Genomic DNA, 21,422 nt, shown 5'->3' with positions numbered 1-21,422 from the left:
CAGAAATATCGAAATAAAGGCTTATCTATCAGGTAAGCTCGTTAGCGAAAAATGACTAGGAGAGTAAATGTGAATACAGAAATTATAACTATGGCTAAAGAAGCGCTGGATATGTTTGCGTTTCTAGCAACCGAACTTATCATCTTATTTCTGGCAATTAGCTACATTGTCGGTGTGTTGCAAGATTTTCTAACGCCAGAAAAAATTCAATCTATTCTCAGCTCGAAAAAGGGTAAAGGTTACTTCATTGCTGCGTTGCTAGGTTCGATTACGCCTTTCTGTTCGTGTTCGACCATTCCTTTCTTAAAAGGCTTGTTGCGTGCAAGAGCAGGTTTTGGACCTATGATGGTGTTCCTATTTGCAAGCCCGTTGCTTAACCCAGTGATTATTGGCTTGTTTGTGGTGACTTTTGGTTGGAAAGTTGCGGTATTTTACTTTGCTATCGCGATGTCAGTATCAGTGGTAGCAGGCTATGTACTTGAAAAACTAGGGTTTGAACGTTACGTCAAACCAGAAGCATATCAAGCGGTAGGTTCTTCTTCGTGCGGTACTTCTTGTGGCGATTCAAGCAAGAAAAAAGAAGAAGCGAGACCAGCATCAATCTGTGGTACCAGCGCCTGCAATGAACCTACGCCAGTTGCGGCGAAAACATCTTGCTGTGGTGATGCACCAAAACCTGAACCTAAAGTGGAAGTGTCTTGCTGCTCATCAGACGGTAGTGCAACAGCGACAGTCGTGGAAGAGAAAGAACCTAGCCGCTGGGTACGTATTTGGCAATCAACTTGGAAAGACTTTAAGCAAGTGTTCCCTTATCTCATGATGGGCATTGCGATTGGTTCATTTATCTATGGCTTCATCCCGACGGAGTTCATTGCGGAGTTCGCTGGTGAAGCGAAGTGGTACGCGATTCCGGTCGCAGCAATCATTGGTATTCCATTGTACATCCGTGCAGAGGCGGTCATTCCACTTAGCGCGGCACTAGTACAAAAAGGTATGGCTCTTGGATCTGTTATGGCGCTTATTATTGGTAGTGCTGGCGCAAGTCTTACAGAAGTGATTTTGTTGAAATCAATTTTTAAGAACCAAATGATCGCTGCCTTCCTAATCGTTATCTTAACGATGGCCATGGGAGCGGGTTACTTATATAGCTGGGCTTTTTTATAAAAATAACCCTCGGGCGATTGCTCGAGGGCTCTGTTTTTGTTGCCATATAGGGAAAGGGAAGTTTCCTATACCGCGCAGGCTATAAAAAGATAAAGAGGTTACTCGTAAATACTATAGGAGAAATACTTGCTGGCGATGGTTTTATGCTTACCGCTCTGGATCAATTTTTGTATTCCGCTATCGAGTAATGCTTTTAATTCTTTGTCTTGTTTTCTCACTGCTACGCCAATGCCACGGCCGAACCACTTTTCCTCTGTAAACGCTGGTCCAGTAAAGTGATAGCCTTTACCTTGTGCAGTTTCAAGAAAACCAGCACTTAAACCGATTGAGCCGCCAAATACAGCATCTAACCGTCCATTGAGTAGATCGGTAAATGCCTCATCGAACGTACCATAACGACGAATATCAACATCTGGATACAAGGCAGAAAGGTACTTATCACCAATTGTGGCTCTTTGAACTCCAATAGATAAACGATTTAGGCTGCCATCATCCATATTGATTTCTCTATCATTTTTCATTACAAAACGAGTCGGTACTTTTGCATAAGGGACGGTGAAATCGACTTTCTTTTCTCGTTCTTCTGTGATTGTCATTGCAGCAATAATCGCATCGTTCTTGCGACTAAGGAGAGAAGGGATGATGCCATCCCAATCCATTTTTGAGATAACGCACTTTACTTCTAACTCTTTGCATAACGCGTTAGCGAGGTCGACTTCAAACCCTTCTAGCTTTCCCTCTTTTGTCGTCCAGCTAAATGGAGGGTAAGCCCCTTCAACAGTGAAGCGAATTTGTTTCCACTCTTTCGCATGGCTGAAAACTGAAAATAAGCTAATAAACAATACGACTATCCATTTCATAAATGTTTCCTTGTAACTATTTGGAAACCAATGTTTAACACAAAGTAAGCAAATATCAATGAAAGTGCATATATGTGTGACCTTTCGCCCGCATTGTGTGAGCGAAAGGTTTTACGTGTATTACAGCTTATCTTCAATAGTTACGAGGGGAACTCTCGTTGAGACAGCGTGAAGTGCAATGTTGTGAATCATTTCATCGACCGTGGTACAGCTATCCATTAAGATCGAAACATCATACTTGTCCGCAGATTTTGAGATAGCAGTATGTGTGACGCAGTTTTGTGTCATCATTCCGCATACAAGTAACTCTGTTACATTTTTGCTTGCCAATACTTCTTCTAAACGTGTTCCTTCAAAGCTATCTGCGAAGTGCTTTACCACGATTTCGGAATTCGGCGCTAAAGCAAGAACTTCTGGGTGAATATTGGCACCGTCGCTGCCTTCATTGAAGAATGGGGCAATACCCATGGCAGGATCGGCAATATGCTGAATATGAATCACAGGAATGTTTTGCTCATTGGCTTTAGTTATTGCTCTCTTAACATTGTCTAAAGTTGATTCTGTATTCCATAAAGGAAACTTTCCTTCTGGGAAATAGTCGTTTTGCAAATCAATTACAAGTAGGGCTTTTTGAGTCATTTTCTTTTCCTTTTATTGAGGATCATTGCGGTACGAATAATATAAAGACTTTTAGCCACCTTCTTTAGAGTCTAAAATGACACAAAAGAGTCAAAAAGCGACACTTGAAGATAAATGAAAATAGCACTCGTTAATTACCCAGATAGCTCGCAAGCCTCCGTATATGGTTTAAGCGAACTCTTCGAGATGGCAAACCGTGCGGCGGCTAAATTGGGCGTTGATGTGCACTTTGAAGTAGAGATATTGGATCACTGGTCAAACACGCACTTCGATGTGAAAACAGCGGTAATGATTCCGCCTAGCGGCACTGGTCAATATTACTTAGAACCAGAGCCAGAGCTACTCGACTGGTTAAATGTCCAATATAGTAAAGGTGCGATTTTAGCCTCCGCCTGCGCTGGTACTTTTATTCTTGCTCAAACCCAGTTGTTGACCAATAAGTCTTGTACAACACACTGGGGCTTGGCTCCTTCATTAGCGAGTCAGTTTCCCGATATCCACGTAAGACAAGAAGCCATCCTTATTAACGAAGGAACGATCATTACGGCTGGGGGTATGATGTCATGGGTGGATTTAGGCTTGGAATTGGTTTCCTTATTTGCGTCACCGGCAGTAATGCGCCTGTTAGGAAAAATGTTGGTTATTGATACTGGTCCGAGAGAGCAACGCTTTTATCAACAGTTTACCCCAAACTTCCAACATGGTGATGAGGTAATTGTTCAACTACAGCACTATATAAACGATCATTATCAAGGAAAACTGAGCAATAAAGAGCTTGCAGAGTTGAGTTGTTTAACAGAAAGGACATTGCAGCGACGCTTTAAAAAGGCGACAGGTTTCAATGTTAACCAATACATACAAAGCTTAAGAGTCCAAAAAGCTTGTGATTTACTTGAGTCGACAACCCTAACATTTGACGCAATATCATTTAGAGTGGGTTACCAAGATGTGAGCGCGTTCAGGAAAATATTTAATAGGATCGTAGGTTTAACACCAAAGTCGTTCAGATCTCGGTTCTGTTCATAAACGCCAGAAGTAAGATAATGTTGGTATTAAACATTTATAAACACCGCATATTTTTACAAGCTGGCTTAGCGTGATGAAAAGGGATAACAAGCTAAGCCAACCGTAGCGATCTTCTAAGTATTGAGAACTTTTTAGGATGCTTAAAGTGTTCTTAAATTACAACGACTTGTATAGACCGCTGTTAATCGAAAAGCTATGTGATTTCCAAAACCAGTTTTCCAGTATGTTGCTTGCGTGAAAATACTTCTTGCGCTTGACCTATCTGGTTTAAGGGAAATGACTCCGCGACTAAGGGACGAATTGCGTTCTGTTCGATATAGCGAACCAAGTTACCGAATACTTCTGGTGCCAAAACGGTACAGCCAAATAACGCTAGGTCTTTAAGGTAAAGAGTTCTTACATCCAGCTCGACAATTGGGCCGCCGATGGCGCCGGAAACAGCGTATCTTGATCCTGGCTTTAGTACCTGAAGAAATTGTGGCCACTGCTCTCCTGCGACCAAATCAATCACTACGTCAACGCTGTTTTCTCCGAGAGTCGCCGGCAAATTTGCATCGCGAGGGATAACTTGGTTTGCTCCTAATGCCGTGATCTGTTCCTTTTTTTCTGGGCTGGCGATAGCAATGACGTATGCTCCACGCGCCTTCGCCAGTTGGATTGCGGCAGAGCCAACACCACCGGATGCCCCTGAAATCAGTAGGGTATCGCTCGCTGTGACATTAGAGCGGACAAGCATGTTCTCGGCCGTTGAATAAGAACAAGGGAAGGAGGCCAAGTCGATATCCGATAAACTACTATTCACTGCATATGCATGTTCACTGTCAACAACAGTGAACTGAGCAAAGCCACCATCACATTCTGAACCGAAGTACCAAGGCGAGCTAAGTGCTTGACTGTTGAAGCGCGTAATACATGGTTCGATGAGCACGCGCTGGCCGACTCGTGATGGGCAGATATTCTCACCAACAGCGACGATGGTACCGCATACATCGGCACCTTGGATTCGAGGGAGAGATAGCGCGTCTCCTGACCAACTTGCATCCATGCTATTGGCGTCGTTTTTAGAATACCATGCTGTTCGGGTATTGATGTCGGTGTTATTGACTCCGGCGGCGGCAACTTGGATCAATACATCATCAGGTGAGGGGACTGGCACAGGTAGATCATCGCGGTAACGAAGCATATCTGGCCCACCATGACCGATAAGTTGGACGCCTTTCATGACTTTCGGGATTGTGGTCATTGATTGTTCTCCTTCATTAGTTCTAGCAGAGTGTGTTCAGCGGATACAAAGGCAGCGTGACCGAGAACCGGCCATGCGTTGGATAGACCTTCATGTAACAAGAAGAGTGTGGTTGCGAGGTCTTCTCGCTGACTTAGTTGGACCATAAGCTGACGAACCGCCAATTTGTGTTGTTTTACTGCTTGATTAATAGATAGATTTTCTGGATAGGCTGCTAATGCATTGATGGACATACAGCCATTCGGTGCAAACTCCTTCATCCAATCCTCGAGGCGAGTGAATAGGTGTAATACAGCCGGTGTTCCATTGGCAGGGGCGTCTTCGAGCAAAAAACTCAAATACCTTTGATGGCGATGCTCGAGAGCTGCAACAATCATCGCTTCCTTGGAGGGGTAGTATTTGTACAGGGTTCTCAGGCTGACTTCGCAGGCGTTTTTGAGTTGGGGTACGCTCGGCTCGGCGAAGCCATACTGACTGAATGCTTTTTCTAGGCTTGCTGCGATTTTTTCTTTCACTATTTGATACACCAGGTAGAACGTTTGTTTTACCTAAGGGTAGAATAAACTTTCTACCTCAGTCAATGGTGTATTTAAACTCTGTATTGAAAGCCCGACGTAATGCCGGGCTAACTTAAGTGATTTTTATCGATTTGGAACGTGAATCAGTGTGCCGTTGCGGGCTGCTCTCCACGCTTGTCTAGCATTCCGCTGAAACGGGTTAGTAGTAGAGCACCTAATACTACGATCGCGCCAATCCAAGGTGTGTGCATCAGCCCAGCATTGGCCACGATAAGGCCACCGCCCCAAGAACCCAGTGCAATACCTACGTTAAATGCAGCAATGTTGAGACCAGAAGCGACGTCGACTGCATCAGGTGAATATTTCTCTGCTAGTTTGACAACATAAACTTGAAGTCCTGGAACGTTACCAAAGGCAAAGGCACCCCAGACAAGAATGGTCACTACTGCAGAAATTGGATTAAATGCTGTGACACTAAACACGAGCAATACCACAATTAGGCCCGAGAAAGTCGCTGTCAGAGCTTTGATTGGCCCCATAGAGTCGGCCATCTTTCCGCCCCAGATGTTGCCGAATGCGACTGATAAACCATAAACCAACATAATTAGGCTGATAGCGCTAGAGCCAAACCCCGAAACTTCTTCCAAAATAGGAGCCAAGTAAGTGAAGGCTGTGAACGTACCACCGTAACCGAGCGCGGTGATTGCGTACACCAAAAGTAGACGAGGTTGAGTCAAGACTTTTACTTGCGATGACAGCTTGGTTGCTGGTGGTTGTTTCAGATTACTCGGCACTAGCAGAGCGCTTCCTATCAGTGCGATGATTCCAAGGCTCGCGACGATTAGGAAGGTTGCCTGCCAACCAAATGTCTGGCCAATCCAGGTGCCAAGTGGCACGCCCGTCACTAGAGCTACGGTGAGACCGGTAAACATAATAGCAATTGCGCTAGCGGCTTTTTCTTTTGACACTAGGCCAGTGGCGATAGTCGAGCCGATCGAAAAGAACACACCGTGTGCAAGCCCGGTCAGTATCCTTGCTGTAACTAGTGTGTTGTATCCAGGTGCTTGCCAGGCTAACAGATTGCCAAGAACAAACAGTGCCATAACAGAAAGCAGAACGTACTTTCTTTTCCAGTTACCAGTCAGCGCTGTTAAAACGGGAGCACCAACCGCGACACCAAGTGCGTACAGGCTAACTAAAAGACCCGCTGAAGGTAATGATACGTTGAGGTCGGAGGCCATAGTCGGTATCAGACCGACAATTACAAACTCCGTGGTTCCAATAGCAAAGGCGCTAAGCGTCAATGCAAGTAAAGCTAAAGGCATAACAACTCTCTCTTATAATCATTGAATATGAATGGATAAACGAATAGCCCGTTTCCATGTCGTGTATTATTAAAGAGTTATTCGTTGCGAAAAATGGTGTTTATTACAAAATACTTTTGTTATAAATGATGAAAATGCGCAGTTAAGAAAGGGGGTGAAATGTTAACCCGATCAGATGAATTAGAGATTCTCATGGCAGTTGTGGATAGTGGCGGATTTTCTTCCGCTGCTGATGCACTAGGTATTCAAGTCGCTAGGGTATCTCGTGCGGTTAGTAAAGTTGAATCACAGTTGGGGGTAACGTTGCTGAATCGCACGACGCGCAGAGTCGAAGTTACTGAGGAAGGGCATCAGTTTGTTGAAGTGGTTCGCTTAGGTTTACTACAAATACAGCAAGCTGAAGAAGAGATCATCACACGAGGTGAATTACCCAAGGGACGCTTAAGAGTTGATGCCGCTAGCCCATTTGTTTTACATCAACTCGTGCCTTTAATTCAGCCATTTAAAGAGGCTTATCCTGATATTCAACTCGATCTTACCTCTAATGAGGGTTTTGTGGATCTATTGGAAAAAAGAACCGATGTGGCGATACGTATTGGACGATTATCGGATTCAACACTGCATGCTAAACCTTTAGGAACAAGCCCACTATTTATCGTTGCCACGCCTGGTTATTTATCTAAACGAGGTTTCCCTGAAGCGGTGAGCGATTTGCGCAGTCATAACTTGATCGGTTTTTCTGGCGCTAAAGTGTTAAATCAGTGGCCATTACGAGGGTTTGAGATGATAGAGCCTGATATCCTATCCAGCAGTGGTGAAACGGTTAGACAGTTAGTGCTGGCAGGGAACGGCATTGCATGTTTATCTGGCTTTATGGTGAAAGATGATCTTGATTCTGGACGGTTAGTGGCATTGTTTGAATCGGAAAAAATCACAAATACTGGACGAGAACAGGTCAATGCTGTGTTCTACAAATCTTCTTCAGTCTCTAAGCGTATTTCCGCGTTCATCGACTTTATTCAACCAAGACTTACTTTAAAATAACACTATTATTGTTGTTTTAACAAAAGAGTTTTGTCGTTATTGCAGCTTTTGTTTTTCCAACTGCCAAGCCTAGCGTGCCACCCCTTAGTAAGGTGGCACATATTTTTATTTGCTCTTAGTTAAAGCGTGGCAACACGTACTGAGCGATCTGTTCCATTGATTTATCAATTGGTTGGCTATTACGACGGAAATGCAACCCGATGTGATTGACTCCTGCTTCTTGCATTTTTTCTAGCTCATCGCTCAAGCCATTGACTCCGGCCTGGATACCAAAATGATGCCGAACGACTGGTGCATTTGGGTTATCGACTAAATCAAGATGAATAAAGCTGGCGTAGGGTTTGTTTCCCGCTACGGAGCGCCAAAGTGCAACGCGGTGTTCATGATCATCAGGTGTGCCTGGGTAGGCGAGCCAGCCGTCTAGGTTTTCTCCTATCCATTGTGGACTTTGCTGCGCTAACCCTGCGACATAGATAGGAATATCAGCAAACTCGGGTAATAACTGTAGATCGTTACCCAGCTTATCATTTTGCGTATCTTTCAAAATCTCTACACTTTCTCGAAAAGCTGAGCCACGGCTGTCAAAGTTGGCATTAAAAACGGGATATTCACTAGGGCGGTCTCCACTAGCCACACCGAGTATCAGGCGGTCACCACTTAACTCGTTGATGGTCGCAGCGGCTTTTTTCACTAGCCAAGGTTGTCTTAACGGTAATACTATCGCTGCTGTCCCTAGTAGAATGTTGTCGGTGCACGCAGAGAGATAGCCAAGATAACTGAACGGTTCATAAATTTGTGCCGCGTCTCCAAAGTTAGGGTCGTACAACGGGACATCTCTCACCCACGCTACGTTAAAGCCTAACTTATCGGCTAACATAATACGCTGTTTATGTGCACTCATGTCTGGTACGCCGAACGGTTTTCGTTGGAGCAGGCGTTTTTTCTGGCCTTCTTGGGTCCAGTCATTATCTAGGGGGAGCTCAACCCCGATGGTGAATCTGTTACTTAAATCTTTATGCATTATGAAGCCTGACTATTACTGTGAGTACTAGGAGGCAAGGTGCCTCCCTGATATTCAGGACACTATGAGATTTTTGTTGTGAGAAAAAGCGGCAAAAAGACAAAAGTGTTTTGCCACAAACAGCGGTGGTCTTTAAAGGAACTGGTGGTTCTCTACCTTGATTTCTTGCTTGATGAAGTCAATAAAAGAGCTGATCCGGCGTGAGGTACTGGCATTTTTGTAATACACCGCATGAACGGGCTGTTCGACATTATGCGTGTGTTCACTAAGCACGCCCACTAAGCGACCAGCTTGTCGGTCAGAGTAGGTCATAAAGTCAGACAGGCAAGCTATCCCCGCACCATGTAAGGCTAAACATCTTAGCGTCTCGCCATTATCAGATCTTAGGCTACTCATAATACGCAGAAGTTTGTTCTTATCATCCATGATCGGCCATTCCTTAAGATACTCCGGCTTGTTGAATCCAAGTAGCTTGTGATTGAGTAACTGATCTATTGAGGTTGGAGTACCATGTTGTCTTAAATACTCTGGACTCGCGACGATTCGAATCCGACTTTTACCAAGAAATATCGCGCGCATGGTTGAGTTTTGTAGCTCACCGATACGAAAAGCAATATCGGTTTTTGTTCCCAAAAGGCTAATATTTTCCTCATTGGAATTGAGATCGATTTCGACTTCCGGATACAAGCTCTGATATTTAGCAATGTGCGGCGTTAGTACGTGCAGTAAGAAGGGGGTAGCTGCGTTTATTCGTAGGAGGCCAGAGGGCTTATATTTCTGGCTTTTCAGTTGTGCTTCGGCATTCTCTACTGCTTCTACAATATGTCTGACTTTATCGAGATATATCGTTCCTTCGTTAGTAACATCTAACTTACGGGTTGTGCGATTTAACAAAGTCGTTTCGAGTTTGGCTTCTAGCCGAGATACCGATCGACTCACCGCCGAGACGGTCATCGATAACAGTTCAGCCGCAGAGCTGATTGAACCCGTATCGACCACGGCCATAAAGGTGCGCATTTCATCTAGAGTAGCTTTCATTGTTGAATATATTTCAAATTAGATTTGAGTATTGTTAACTTTACGGAAAGTTTCTTGCGGCGTAAAGTTTTGCTTCGAATCAACTATAAAATCGATAATTCAGGAGATTTAGATGAAAGTACCATCATTTGGCGTCGGCACGTTTCGTTTAGAGGGTGAAGTAGTTAAGGATTCAGTCCGTGATGCGTTAGAAGTGGGTTACCGCGTAATTGATACTGCACAGATTTACGGTAATGAGGCAGAAATCGGTGAAGTATTGACACAGTCCGGTATTGCACGTGATGAGCTATTCATTACGACCAAGATCTGGGTTGATAACATGAACACGGAACAACTCATTCCAAGTCTAAAAGAGAGCTTAGAAAAGCTAAATACAGATTATGTGGATTTGACCTTGATCCATTGGCCTGGCAATAATAATAACTTGAACGAATACATGGCTTCATTACTTGAAGCTAAATCGCAAGGGTTAACCCGTAATATTGGCGTATCCAACTTTAATATTGACTTGTTGCAACAAGCGATAGAAGTGGTCGGTAAAGAGAATATTGTTACTAACCAAATCGAGCTTAGCCCTTATTTGCAAAATCGTAAGTTGGTCAGCTTCATGCAGGAAAACGATATTCAGGTAACGTCTTACATGACCTTGGCATATGGGAAAGTACTTAGGGACCCAACTATTGCAGGTATTGCTGAGGACTATCAGGCCACGCCAGCTCAAGTCGCACTTGCTTGGGCTTTGTCAAAAGGTTACGCGGTGATCCCGTCTTCAACTAAACGAGAGAATTTGGCAAGTAACCTGAAAGCACTTGAACTTAATCTGAGTGAAGAGGCGATCGCTAAGATAGATGCGCTGGAAAGAAATGGCCGCGAAGTAAACCCTGAAGGGCTAGCGCCTGAGTGGGACGATTGAGTGAGTTTCACGGGAAATCATTGCCTAAATGATGCCGCTGCAATCGCTGACTTCCTCAGCGCTTGACGGTGGTACAACACCATAGACGATAACGGCTAGCTTGTCTGACGATAGCGCGTGCTTTTATCTTTTTGGCCTATTGGTTTATTGTATTCTCCCGGCCTTCAATTTGGCCGGGAGACGTCATTTAGAGATCATTTACCAGTCAATTGTAGAGCCATCAAATACGCGGAAGCTTCCGGATTGCTCAAGTGTTAGCTGTTCTGCGACCGAAACAATACCAGCAACACTTTCCTCGGCAGAAAAGGTTGCGTCCTCACCGCCCATATCGGTTTTTACCCAGCCGGGATGAACTGCGACAGTTTTTACTCCTCGTGATTCGAGATTGCGTGCTGCTGATACTAGAACCTGATTAAGCGCTGCTTTAGATGCTCGATAACTGTACATGTTACCTGAACTGTTATCGCTTAAACTCGCAACTCGGGTTGAGATTCCCACGATGGTTTTGTGCTGACTTTTCGCAACGTTGTCTTGTAGGGCTTGAATTAGCAGGGCAGGTGCGACGGTATTTATGTTTAGTACTTCTAGCCATTTTTTCTGGGTCATTTCGCCAAGCTTTGCACACTCTTCGCCTAATACACCTGCATTAAGAACTAAATGATCGAGCGGACGATCCGCTAATTGAGTGGCTAACTGATCGATATCTTGTTGGTTAGTGACGTCTAGAGCCATCAGTTGAAGTTGATTGGATTGGGTTACTAGTTCATTGAGCTGCTTAGCATTTTCTGGTGAACGACAAGTTGCGATAACTTGCCAACCTTTTCCAAGGTAGTGGCGGACAAATTGCAAGCCTAAGCCACGGTTAGCGCCAGTGATTAATACAGTAGACATCGCTTCTCCTACGTTGTTGAGTTGAACAACGACCATATTAGAGGCGACGTATAAGCATGTAATCAAAACAGTATAAAAATGGCCTAGGATTCGACATTGTCAAATCTTAAAATTTGAGAAAGATTCTTGCAAAGTGTTTTAGCCTAGTGACCGTCAGTTCGGAGGCAGCACCGCTAACACCTGCAACAGCAACGACTTTACCATCCAAGTAAAGGGGGATCGCTAAGCAATTGAGGTTTGGCTCTGCCTCTTCTAAATCGAGTGCGTAACCTGATAATACAACCTGATTAAGTTCAGTTTCTAACGTGGGGGATATTTGGTTTTCAAGGCGTAATGTTCGACGAAGCTCATCATCAAAACTAAGAAAAACTTTGCCGATCGCAGATGTTGTGAGTCCTTCTCGTTTCCCTCTCGGGCTACGGATAGTAAGAGGGTTATCCTGCTCTATAGCATCGATATACAAGTACTCTTTAGCGCCACTTTGTACAGCGAGGTAAGCTGTGTTGTTAGTCATTTGGGCCATTTTTTTCAGCAATGGAACAAAATGTTGTCGGATAGCTTCGTTTTTTTGTTCAATCGGCTTAGACAGTTCATAGCATCTAAACCCTAGGCTGTAGCTATGGTTGTGTTTGGATACATATCCAAGAGAGTGTAGAGTCGCAAGTAACCCGTGAACAGTCGTCTTATTTAACTGGATCGCATTACTGATAGTCTGTAATGATAGGGGAGATTCACTCATCGAGAGCAACTCGAGGATTAGAAAACCTCGCTCTAGAGACTGAATGTTTTTTCTTGCCTTGGGCACAAAGACTCCTTGATGATGATGTTGCATCTGAATGGCTTACTGATGCTTCCACCTATAACAAACCACTACGCTGGTGGTTTGGTTTTATTAGAGAATATACTCAGCACTTAAACTGATCGGCTCGTTGTATGCGTCCACAAGGGAGTTTTTTCCTTGCTTCTTAGCATTGTATAACGCTTGGTCTAATATCGAATAGAGCTCATCAAAGTTGGTGAGTGGCATTGAGGTTGATAGATAGGCCAGACTCGCAGATATATTCAATTGATGGTTATTAAGCGAATGTACACTCTTTTCTGAAATTGTTTTATGCAGACTTTGTATTCTAAAGGGAACGTCAATCTCATCGACGTTTTTCAATAGCAAGATAAACTCTTCTCCACCTAAACGACCCAAGTACTCTCCCTTATTAAGTTTAGCTTTAAGCGCTTTGCACACCTGTTGTAGTACTAAGTCGCCAGTCGGATGACCATACTGATCATTAATCGCCTTAAAGTCATCTAGATCGATTAATGCTAGAACGTAGCGGAAGTCTCCTTCAGCTTTGGAGGTTTGGCTTTTAATCGTCTCTATAATTGCCGCTCTGTTTAATGCACACGTTAAGCTGTCTATTTTGGCTTTTAAGCGTGTTTGTCGCTGAACCATCAATGCCAGAGCGAGGAGAACCAATAAACAGAAAACAACAAAATTATAAGTGCGTTGTTGATCTGTGAGTTTTTCAAACTGGTACTGACTTAGAAGAGTTTCGTTGTTCAACTGCGCGACTTGTAGATCATATTCATACTCTTTTTTAGTGAGATCTAGTGCCTCTAACGCCTTGATATTACTCGCGTCTCGGTTCGTTAGTTCAATCGTCGAGTAGGCCTTGTGATGCTCCAGCGCCTTTTTGTAATCATTTTGAGCTTGGTATGCTTTTGAGAGGAGTAATTGGGCTTGCGCTTGCAATAAGGGCCTAGCGTTTTTTACCGCTAATCTTAACGCTATTGTAGTGTGTTCAATCGATTTTTCGGGTGTATGGTTCTTTAAATATGCCAATCCAGCAGCCAAATGACCCTCTGTTTCAAGGTGCGTATTCTCATAAGTTTGGGCAATGTTTAATGCTCTTCCAATGTAATCTACCGCGGTATCTAATTGCCCAGAATCGGCCAAAGCAGCAGATAACCCTAAATAGGTCAACCCTTGCCCGTATGGGTAATGAAGTTGTTCGAGAATCGTCAATGCATTTTTGTAGTGGCTGATGGACTTATCGAGTTCTTTGGATTTTCTGTACATCGCTCCTAGACTATGTTCGACTTGTGCAACTTCAAGAGGTGTCCCTTCATCTTGGCGAACCAGTAGGGCTTGAATGAGATATTGCTCTGATTGTTCAAATTGCCCCAGCTCTGCAAGTAAATTGCCGACGTCATTGTAAATCCCTGAAGGATCGCTTTGCGTCGACATGTTGGCCATCAACTGTCGATACAAACTTAAGGCTTTTTCATAGTCACCGCGGTAATTGTAGTTATTTGCTATTACGCGCAAAGCAAGATCAACAGGGAAGTTTTCTTGATGCTTATGATTTAAGTGGCTCTCTAAGGATGAGCAATAAAAGTTTGCTTTGTGATAACGACCTTGTTGATTCAGCGTATAACAAAGTTGATAGTTCATCAGAGCCTTGCCTTCGGAATCGGATATTTTCTTCATTGTCTGTCGCAAAGAAGAAAAGCTATCTACTGAGGCCTCGTAACTACCATGCTTACGTTCCTTTAAGGCAAGAATATATTCTGATTCTAATTGAGAAAAACGGTTGTCTAAGACTTGACTGCTGCCGTAGTAAGGCTGATTTATGTTTGACATATATTCATAAATCAATCCACTTACGTAGAGCTTTTCGCTGTCCGATTTCGCTGTATGGTAGCGATCTTGAAGCATGCTCAATGCCGACTCAGGGTTGCTTCGTAGTGTGGTTTGGTAGACAGAGTGCCACTGTGTGATATTTTGGTTTGGTTCAATATCTTGAGTGTCGCTTGCATATACTGGAGTGAGCAAAAGTGACGCAAGCAAGGGATAGAGCACGCGCATGTTTAAACGAGCCTTTAATTTAAGGTGCCTTTAAAGTTGAGTTATCATAGCGCTTTTAACGCATCAGCGTTGTGATTAAGTTGGGTGTACTAAGAAAAAGAGTAGTAAAACTATGCACTTGGTCGAGATATTGAAAGAAGAGGCATAAAAAAGAAAGACCTCAACATAAAGTTGAGGTCAGAAATCTTTAATCAATGTAAAGCTTTGCTAGATCTTGAGGTTCCATTTCTTTGCCTTCTAACTGATCGTTCCAGTTAGTTCCAACAAGAACACCATCTTCAGCAAGAGTCAAAAGCCAATCTTCAACAAAGATATCTAATGGGATTTCTAGTACAGTAAAATCTGCCCATTCTTCAACATTATGTGCTTCTGCATCTTCTTTAGAAGACCAGAAAGGCATGACTTCGCTGTTTTCGAATTCAGTTGAATCGCAAGATAGCCAACCTTCTTCATTGCGTAAACCCCAAACCAATTGGTTTTCTTTCGTTTCTGCAACAAAAAGGTCAAGGTTCGCTTGGATATCTGATGTAAGTTTGCTCATTTCAAAACTCTCGTTGTTATGACGTGGCTAGAGTAACACTAAAGTGCCGATTCCTAAAGCATAATACGGTTGTCGAAATGAGTAAAAATAAAGGAGCCGAAGCTCCTTTTCTGAGGTTAAGTATTCACTCGTTTTTGTTTGCTTTGTGCTTGCAGAGCAAACAAAAACAGGTACTTTACCTTTCTGGAAGAGTTGTGAATATTGTCCACTCTCTTTTTATCTCGCCTTTGTAACCAACGACTGATGCGGTGACTCGACGATTTAAAGCATGGCTGACTTCATCGCTCCCTTGCTGTGCTAAGTGAGTGTCACCAAAACCAACAATGCGGACTCTACTCGGTTCGATGTCGTAGCTTAGTAGGGCTTCACGGACATTGCGTGCTCGTCTTTCAGAAAGATCTTGGTTATGCTTCGAACCACCAACTTTACTAGCATAGCCGTGCAGCTCTATCGAAGTAGTAGGGTACTCTTTTAAAAAGTCGGAAAGCTCTCGAACTTGTCTTCTGAAGACTGGATTGATCTCATCAGAGTCGTTAGCAAAAAGTATCCGCACTTGCATGTTATCTGATGCTTTAATGTATTCTCCACAACCGTCGTTGTCGACCTCTGAGCCTTCAGGTGTACCTGGGCACATATCTCGAGCATTGATGACACCATCGTTATCGTCATCTTGCAAATCTGCTATTTGTTCTGCATTTGGTACAGGACGATACTCATATTCGTCTTCAGCAACAACGTGTTGAGTGATGGCGAGCATACCCAATGCAAATAGAATCTTCACTGGTTTCATGATCAGTACTCCACCTTTTCATTCCATTCTGTAGGTACATCGACACGCAAGGCATTTAACAATTGGCCAGTCGCGTTCATAACGCGGTACTTGGCGTACTGCTCTGAGTATCGAGCATCCAAGTAGTTCTTTCTCGCTTCGAAAAGTTCGTTTTCAGTATTTAACAAGTCCAGCAGAGTGCGTTTTCCAATGCGATACTGCTTTTCGTAGGCGATGACAGTTTCAGAGGCCGAATCTACGTGATCCGCTAGGAACTCTTTTTGTTGAAGTGTTAAATCTAACGCACTCCAAGATAGACGAAGGCCTTCTTCTACTTGGCGGTATGCACGTTCTCTTAGGTCTTTTGCTTTATTTAGTTGGTAGGCAAAACTTTCAGCGTTGGCTACGTCACTACCACCGTTAAAGAGGTTGTAACGCATACGTAACATTGCTGTTGTCTCTTCGCTGCTTCCTTCGATACCGCTTGCATCATCACGCCATGTTTGAGCCGCTTCTACCGATATCGTTGGGTAGTAAGTTCCCTTAGATTGCTTGTATTGGAACTTTGCAGAGTCCACATCAGCTACCGAAATTTTGATTACTGGATGTGACTCGAATGCCAAGTCAATCGCTTCATCGATGGTGTAGGGAATAAAGTTTTGGTCCGCTCTTGGGAAAATCAATCCTTGTGGTGACTGTCCGACAAGGCGTGTAAAGGTGGTGTGGCTGTCATATAAGTTGTTCTGAGCTGCCACCAAGTTACCGTGAGCCTTTGCTAAACGAGCCTCTACCTGGGTTAGGTCTGCTGTAGAACCGATACCTGAGTTAACTCGCTTTTTAATGTCTTCATAGATCTTCTTATGCACTTTCAAGTTATTCTCGGAAAGTGTAAGAATTTCATAAGCTTTTACTGAGTCTAAATAAACTTTCGCGACCTCTAAAGCGGTGTCTTGGGCATCAGCTAGAAGTTGATAACGGACCGATTCAGCATCAGCTGCTGTTCGATCCATATCATTAAGTGTCGCTGAGCCATCCCATATTAGCTGGGTTAGTGTCACGGTGGCTTCTTTTCTTGTCAGATCGGTTGAATCTCGCCCTGACTCTGCAGGTTTGATTCCTTCGTAACCGATACCGGCATCTAAGTCTACGGATGGGAGGTAAGCACCACCAGATGCTTCATTCACATACTGCTTGCTAACGAATTCATTGAACGCACTTTTGATGTCAGGATTGGTTTTTAATGTGTTTTCAACCGCTTGCTCTAGCGTTTGCCCAAAAGCATGACTAGCGGTGAACATACCAATACAAAAGGCGTTGGCACGAGTCCACTTCACTGTGATTCTCCTAGATAATGGTAAAAATTCTCGAGGTGATAGGGCTTATAAGTGGAATACTTATAAGGGCGTCAATAATTTAGCGCACAATAACATTAATATGCGATGAAGTAACCTGTTGATTCGCTGTTCATTTGTTTCAATTTTGATAAATCAACCTACTAAATCTGCCTAAAAATTGAATTAAGATCTCAAATTAAACATGGAGGTAATGGCTAGAAACGAGAGTCCAGATTTTAATAAAATAAAACACTTATGCATCTGGATTCTTATTGATGTATGACACATAATTACTTTATTGAGCATCAAATTGCTGTTATTGCACTATATATTCGGGCAATATATAGCAAATTAGTATTGTTAGTCAAAAACTTGACAGTTATTTAGGGTTAAGGTTTATATGGATCGTACAGCATTAGTGCCACTCGGTAATCAAGTCGTCGTAATAGGTTTGGATGGGCAGCTGAGAGTCCTTGCAGAAGGACAGCAGCCTCTACCAGGTGAAGTGATAGTGGCAATGACAGATGCTGCGCCTCAAGACCTGAAAATTCAGCTTGCTCAAGAGCAAGGTTTAAAAGATATTTCAGACGATGTAGCACAGATTATTAGTGCTATTGAGCAAGGTCAAGACCCTTCTGCTATTGATGAAGAACTCGCACCTGCAGCGGGTGAAAATAGTGGCTCCAGTTTGCAAAATAGTGCCACGATTGTACGAGATGGTACTGAAGTGCTAGCCTCAACAAACTTTGAAACTATTGGCCTAGAATCCCTCGGCTTATCTGAAACACAAGCGTTGACCTTAAATGACTTCTTCACAACAGGTATCGAGACAAGTGGGGATGGCTCAAGTAAGCCACTTACTAATTCTCCAGTGACATTAAGCGCTGTTGAGGAAGATAGCGATCCAATCACGATAACTACTGAAGAATTACTATCGAATGTCAATATTGATGATGCCGATACTCTTGTCATTACAAACGTCACTATTGAGAGTGGGAATGGCACCTTAATTGATAACAGCGATGGCTCTTGGACTTACATCCCAGAAGCTGATGATGACACTGAAGTGTCATTCTCCTATGACATCATTGATGATGATGGTGGTGTTATTAATGGCACTGCTAACTTAGATATTACGCCTGTTAATGACGCGCCAATAGCAACTAATGATGCGATTCAAACTGACGAAGATTCCCTGGTTGTAATTGATGTGCTCGCTAACGACAGTGATATTGAAGGTGATGATTTAATCATTACCTCTGCTTCTGTACCAGAAGAGCAAGGTATCGTTGAGATTATCGATGGTAAGCTTGTTTTCACTCCGGCTGAAAATTTCAACGGTAATGCAACGATTAGCTACACCATCTCAGATGGTGAGTTAGAGGATGAAGCTCAAGTTTCGGTAACAGTAAACTCAGTTAACGATGCGCCTATTGCCTCTAATGATACAACAATTACAGAGGAAGATAGCTCAGTAACGATTGATGTCCTGCCAAACGACACCGATATTGATGGTGATAAGCTGTCGATTGAATCGGCTTCCGTACCTGAAACACAAGGTACAGTTGAGATCGTTGATGGCAAACTGGTCTTCATACCGGCTGAGAACTTCCATGGTGACGCTGAAATCACTTACACCGTGACCGATGGTGCACTGACTGACCAAGCGACGGTTAACGTCACCGTGAATGCGGTGAACGACACGCCTGTGGTTGAAAGCAGCATTGCAGACCAAACCTTGGCGGAAGATTTCACGCCATACAGCATCAATCTGAATACCGCTTTCAGCGATGTGGATAACGTGGATGGCGAGTTAACGTTTAGCGTCTCTGGCAACAGCAACATTCAAGTGGCGATCGTCAATGGGATTGCTACGTTCACTCCAACGGCAGACTGGAACGGCTCAGAAGCGCTGACGTTTACGGCTACCGATCCAAGCGGCGAGAGCGTTAGCCAAACGGTGAACTTCACAGTAGCGCCAGTGGCGGATATCGTGGCAGATAAAGCGACGGTTGTGGAAGATACGCCAACCATCATTAAGGTCTTAGATAACGACACGTTCGAAGGCGACGACAAAGTGGTGTCGCTGGATACCAACAATGGACCAGCTAACGGCACGGTCTCGGTCAACCCGGATGGCAGCGTGACCTACACGCCGAATGACAACTACCACGGTACAGACAGCTTCACCTACATCGTTACGTCGGGTGGGGTATCAGAGTCCACCACGGTGAACGTCGATGTCACACCAGTCAACGATGCGCCAGTGGCAAACGATGACACGGCCATTACTGACGAAGACACGCCAGTGACGATTGATGTCTTGCCAAACGATACTGACATCGATGGTGATACATTACGTATTGACTCGGCGTCTGTGCCGAGTGACCAAGGGACAGTTGAGATTGTTGATGGCAAACTGGTGTTCACACCGGCCGAGAACTTCCATGGTGATGCCGAAATCACTTACACCATCACCGATGGTTCGCTGACTGACCAAGCGACGGTCAACGTCACCGTGAATGCGGTGAACGACACGCCTGTGGTTGAAAGCAACATTGCAGACCAAACCTTGGCGGAAGATTTCACGCCATACAGCATCGATCTAAATACTGCTTTCAGCGATGTGGATAACGTGGATGGTGAGTTAACGTTTAGCGTCTCAGGCAACAGTAATGTCAATGTCTCAATAGAAAATGGCATTGCTACGTTCACTCCAACCGCGGACTGGAACGGCTCAGAAGCATTGACCTTTACTGCTACCGATCCAAGCGGTGAAAGCGTTAGCCAAACGGTGAACTTCACAGTGGCGCCTGTGGCGGACATCGTGGCAGATAAAGCGACGGTTGTGGAAGACACGCCGACCATCATTAAGGTTTTAGGTAACGACACGTTTGAAGGCGACGATAAAGTGGTGTCGCTGGATAGCAATAACGGTCCAGCGAACGGCACGGTCTCGGTCAACCCGGATGGCAGCGTCACTTACACGCCAAACGACAACTACCACGGTGCAGACAGCTTTACCTACATCGTTACCTCCGGTGGGGTATCGGAGTCCACCACGGTGAACATCGATGTCACGCCAGTGAACGATGCGCCAGTGGCGACCAATGACAATGCCGTTACTGACGAAGACACGCCAGTGACGATTGATGTCCTGCCAAACGACACCGATATTGATGGTGATAAGCTGTCGATTGAATCGGCTTCCGTACCTGAAACACAAGGTACAGTTGAGATCGTTGATGGCAAACTGGTCTTCATACCGGCTGAGAACTTCCATGGTGACGCTGAAATCACTTACACCGTGACCGATGGTGCACTGACTGACCAAGCGACGGTTAACGTCACCGTGAATGCGGTGAACGACACGCCTGTGGTTGAAAGCAGCATTGCAGACCAAACCTTGGCAGAAGACTTTACGCCATACAGCATCGATCTAAATACGGCTTTCAGCGATGTAGATAACGTGGATGGCGATCTGACCTTCAGCGTCTCCGGCAACAGCAACATTCAAGTGGCGATCGTCAATGGGATTGCTACGTTCACTCCAACCGCAGACTGGAACGGCTCAGAAACCCTAACGTTTACGGCCACCGATCCAAGTGGTGAAAGCGTCAGCCAAACGGTGAACTTCACGGTAGCCCCTGTGGCGGACATCGTGGCAGACAACGCGACGGTTGTGGAAGACACGCCAACCATAATTAAGGTCTTAGGTAACGATACGTTTGAAGGCGACGACAAAGTGGTGTCGCTCGATAGCAATAACGGTCCAGCGAACGGCACGGTCTCGGTCAACCCGGACGGCAGTGTCACTTACACGCCAAACGACAACTATCACGGGGCAGACAGTTTTACCTACATCGTTACCTCGGGTGGGGTATCGGAGTCCACCACAGTGAACGTCGATGTGACGCCAGTGAATGACGCGCCAGTGGCAAACGATGACGCGGCAACAACACAAGAAGATACCGCTGTTACGATTGATATCTTGCCAAACGATACTGACATCGATGGTGATACATTACGTATTGACTCGGCGTCTGTGCCGAGTGACCAAGGGACAGTTGAGATTGTTGATGGCAAACTGGTGTTCACACCGGCCGAGAACTTCCATGGTGATGCCGAAATCACTTACACCATCACCGATGGTTCGCTGACTGACCAAGCGACGGTCAACGTCACCGTGAATGCGGTGAACGACACGCCTGTGGTTGAAAGTAGCATTGCAGA

The 21,422-nt window shown here is 44.5% G+C and carries 18 protein-coding genes; 5 read left to right on the top strand and 13 right to left on the bottom strand.

Features of this window, described 5'->3' with window-relative positions; all coding sequences use genetic code 11:
• Window positions 1-90: 90 nt before the first annotated feature.
• On the top strand, window positions 91-1,164 hold the full coding sequence (locus R7Q11_RS16390; RefSeq protein WP_250154655.1) for a permease: 1,074 nt from the start codon (window positions 91-93) through the stop codon (window positions 1,162-1,164).
• Between the two features lie 98 nt (window positions 1,165-1,262).
• Here the strand turns inward: R7Q11_RS16390 and R7Q11_RS16385 are convergent, their stop codons facing one another.
• Complete coding sequence (locus R7Q11_RS16385) at window positions 1,263-2,024, bottom strand: transporter substrate-binding domain-containing protein (RefSeq protein ID WP_225466582.1); 762 nt, start codon at window positions 2,022-2,024, stop codon at window positions 1,263-1,265.
• A gap of 120 nt (window positions 2,025-2,144) precedes the next feature.
• Window positions 2,145-2,663, bottom strand: coding sequence for a cysteine hydrolase family protein (locus tag R7Q11_RS16380; protein ID WP_005377333.1), 519 nt, complete (start codon window positions 2,661-2,663; stop codon window positions 2,145-2,147).
• A gap of 114 nt (window positions 2,664-2,777) precedes the next feature.
• Here R7Q11_RS16380 and R7Q11_RS16375 point away from each other — a divergent pair, with 114 nt between their 5' ends.
• Window positions 2,778-3,689 (top strand): GlxA family transcriptional regulator, encoded by a 912-nt coding sequence (locus R7Q11_RS16375; RefSeq protein ID WP_054579521.1) that lies wholly within the window; start codon window positions 2,778-2,780, stop codon window positions 3,687-3,689.
• Window positions 3,690-3,882: 193 nt separating this feature from the next.
• Here the strand turns inward: R7Q11_RS16375 and R7Q11_RS16370 are convergent, their stop codons facing one another.
• The 3 genes from R7Q11_RS16370 to R7Q11_RS16360 all read right to left on the bottom strand — a co-directional run bounded on the left by R7Q11_RS16370 (window position 3,883) and on the right by R7Q11_RS16360 (window position 6,775).
• Window positions 3,883-4,932, bottom strand: coding sequence for an alcohol dehydrogenase family protein (locus R7Q11_RS16370; RefSeq protein ID WP_171343392.1), 1,050 nt, complete (start codon window positions 4,930-4,932; stop codon window positions 3,883-3,885).
• Window positions 4,929-5,450 carry a TetR/AcrR family transcriptional regulator gene (locus R7Q11_RS16365; protein WP_170897349.1) on the bottom strand — a complete coding sequence of 174 codons (522 nt, stop codon included), beginning with the start codon at window positions 5,448-5,450 and terminating at the stop codon, window positions 4,929-4,931. The genes R7Q11_RS16370 and R7Q11_RS16365 overlap by 4 nt, the downstream gene beginning before the upstream one ends.
• Before the next feature lie 143 nt (window positions 5,451-5,593).
• Window positions 5,594-6,775: an MFS transporter gene (locus tag R7Q11_RS16360; protein WP_225466581.1), complete on the bottom strand. Its 1,182-nt coding sequence runs from the start codon at window positions 6,773-6,775 to the stop codon at window positions 5,594-5,596.
• A gap of 159 nt (window positions 6,776-6,934) precedes the next feature.
• Between R7Q11_RS16360 and R7Q11_RS16355 the strand changes: the two genes are divergently transcribed.
• A complete protein-coding gene (locus R7Q11_RS16355; RefSeq protein WP_171343394.1) occupies window positions 6,935-7,819 on the top strand; it encodes a LysR family transcriptional regulator in 885 nt (294 codons plus the stop codon).
• Between the two features lie 115 nt (window positions 7,820-7,934).
• Here R7Q11_RS16355 and R7Q11_RS16350 read toward each other — a convergent pair whose 3' ends face one another.
• Both R7Q11_RS16350 and R7Q11_RS16345 read right to left on the bottom strand, forming a co-directional pair.
• Entirely contained in the window at window positions 7,935-8,840 is a 906-nt protein-coding gene (locus R7Q11_RS16350; RefSeq protein WP_086046771.1) for a TIGR03571 family LLM class oxidoreductase, read from the bottom strand.
• A gap of 132 nt (window positions 8,841-8,972) precedes the next feature.
• A complete protein-coding gene (locus R7Q11_RS16345) occupies window positions 8,973-9,878 on the bottom strand; it encodes a LysR family transcriptional regulator (RefSeq protein WP_005377343.1) in 906 nt (301 codons plus the stop codon).
• A gap of 112 nt (window positions 9,879-9,990) precedes the next feature.
• Here R7Q11_RS16345 and dkgB point away from each other — a divergent pair, with 112 nt between their 5' ends.
• Window positions 9,991-10,791: a 2,5-didehydrogluconate reductase DkgB gene (dkgB, locus tag R7Q11_RS16340; RefSeq protein WP_171343395.1), complete on the top strand. Its 801-nt coding sequence runs from the start codon at window positions 9,991-9,993 to the stop codon at window positions 10,789-10,791.
• A 198-nt stretch (window positions 10,792-10,989) separates the two neighbouring features.
• On the opposite strand, the gene R7Q11_RS16335 is transcribed toward dkgB, so the two are convergent.
• From R7Q11_RS16335 to R7Q11_RS16310, 6 genes are all read right to left on the bottom strand, one after another.
• Window positions 10,990-11,682, bottom strand: a complete 693-nt coding sequence (locus tag R7Q11_RS16335; RefSeq protein ID WP_171343396.1) for an SDR family oxidoreductase — start codon at window positions 11,680-11,682, stop codon at window positions 10,990-10,992.
• A 106-nt stretch (window positions 11,683-11,788) separates the two neighbouring features.
• Complete coding sequence (locus tag R7Q11_RS16330; protein WP_104979219.1) at window positions 11,789-12,487, bottom strand: IclR family transcriptional regulator; 699 nt, start codon at window positions 12,485-12,487, stop codon at window positions 11,789-11,791.
• 87 nt (window positions 12,488-12,574) lie between these two features.
• Window positions 12,575-14,545, bottom strand: coding sequence for a diguanylate cyclase domain-containing protein (locus R7Q11_RS16325; RefSeq protein WP_170897342.1), 1,971 nt, complete (start codon window positions 14,543-14,545; stop codon window positions 12,575-12,577).
• Window positions 14,546-14,732: 187 nt separating this feature from the next.
• Window positions 14,733-15,086: a DUF2750 domain-containing protein gene (locus R7Q11_RS16320; RefSeq protein WP_005377352.1), complete on the bottom strand. Its 354-nt coding sequence runs from the start codon at window positions 15,084-15,086 to the stop codon at window positions 14,733-14,735.
• A gap of 175 nt (window positions 15,087-15,261) precedes the next feature.
• Entirely contained in the window at window positions 15,262-15,876 is a 615-nt protein-coding gene (locus R7Q11_RS16315) for an OmpA family protein (protein WP_171343397.1), read from the bottom strand.
• A gap of 2 nt (window positions 15,877-15,878) precedes the next feature.
• Window positions 15,879-17,189, bottom strand: a complete 1,311-nt coding sequence (locus tag R7Q11_RS16310; RefSeq protein WP_017635971.1) for a TolC family outer membrane protein — start codon at window positions 17,187-17,189, stop codon at window positions 15,879-15,881.
• Window positions 17,190-17,589: 400 nt separating this feature from the next.
• On the opposite strand from R7Q11_RS16310, the gene R7Q11_RS16305 reads away from it, so the two are divergent.
• On the top strand, window positions 17,590-21,422 hold a 3,833-nt coding region (locus R7Q11_RS16305; RefSeq protein WP_225466580.1), incomplete at its 3' end, for a tandem-95 repeat protein.

This window comes from Vibrio sp. 970, from assembly GCF_033339075.1.
This window is presented reverse-complemented; position numbering and strand designations above follow the sequence as displayed.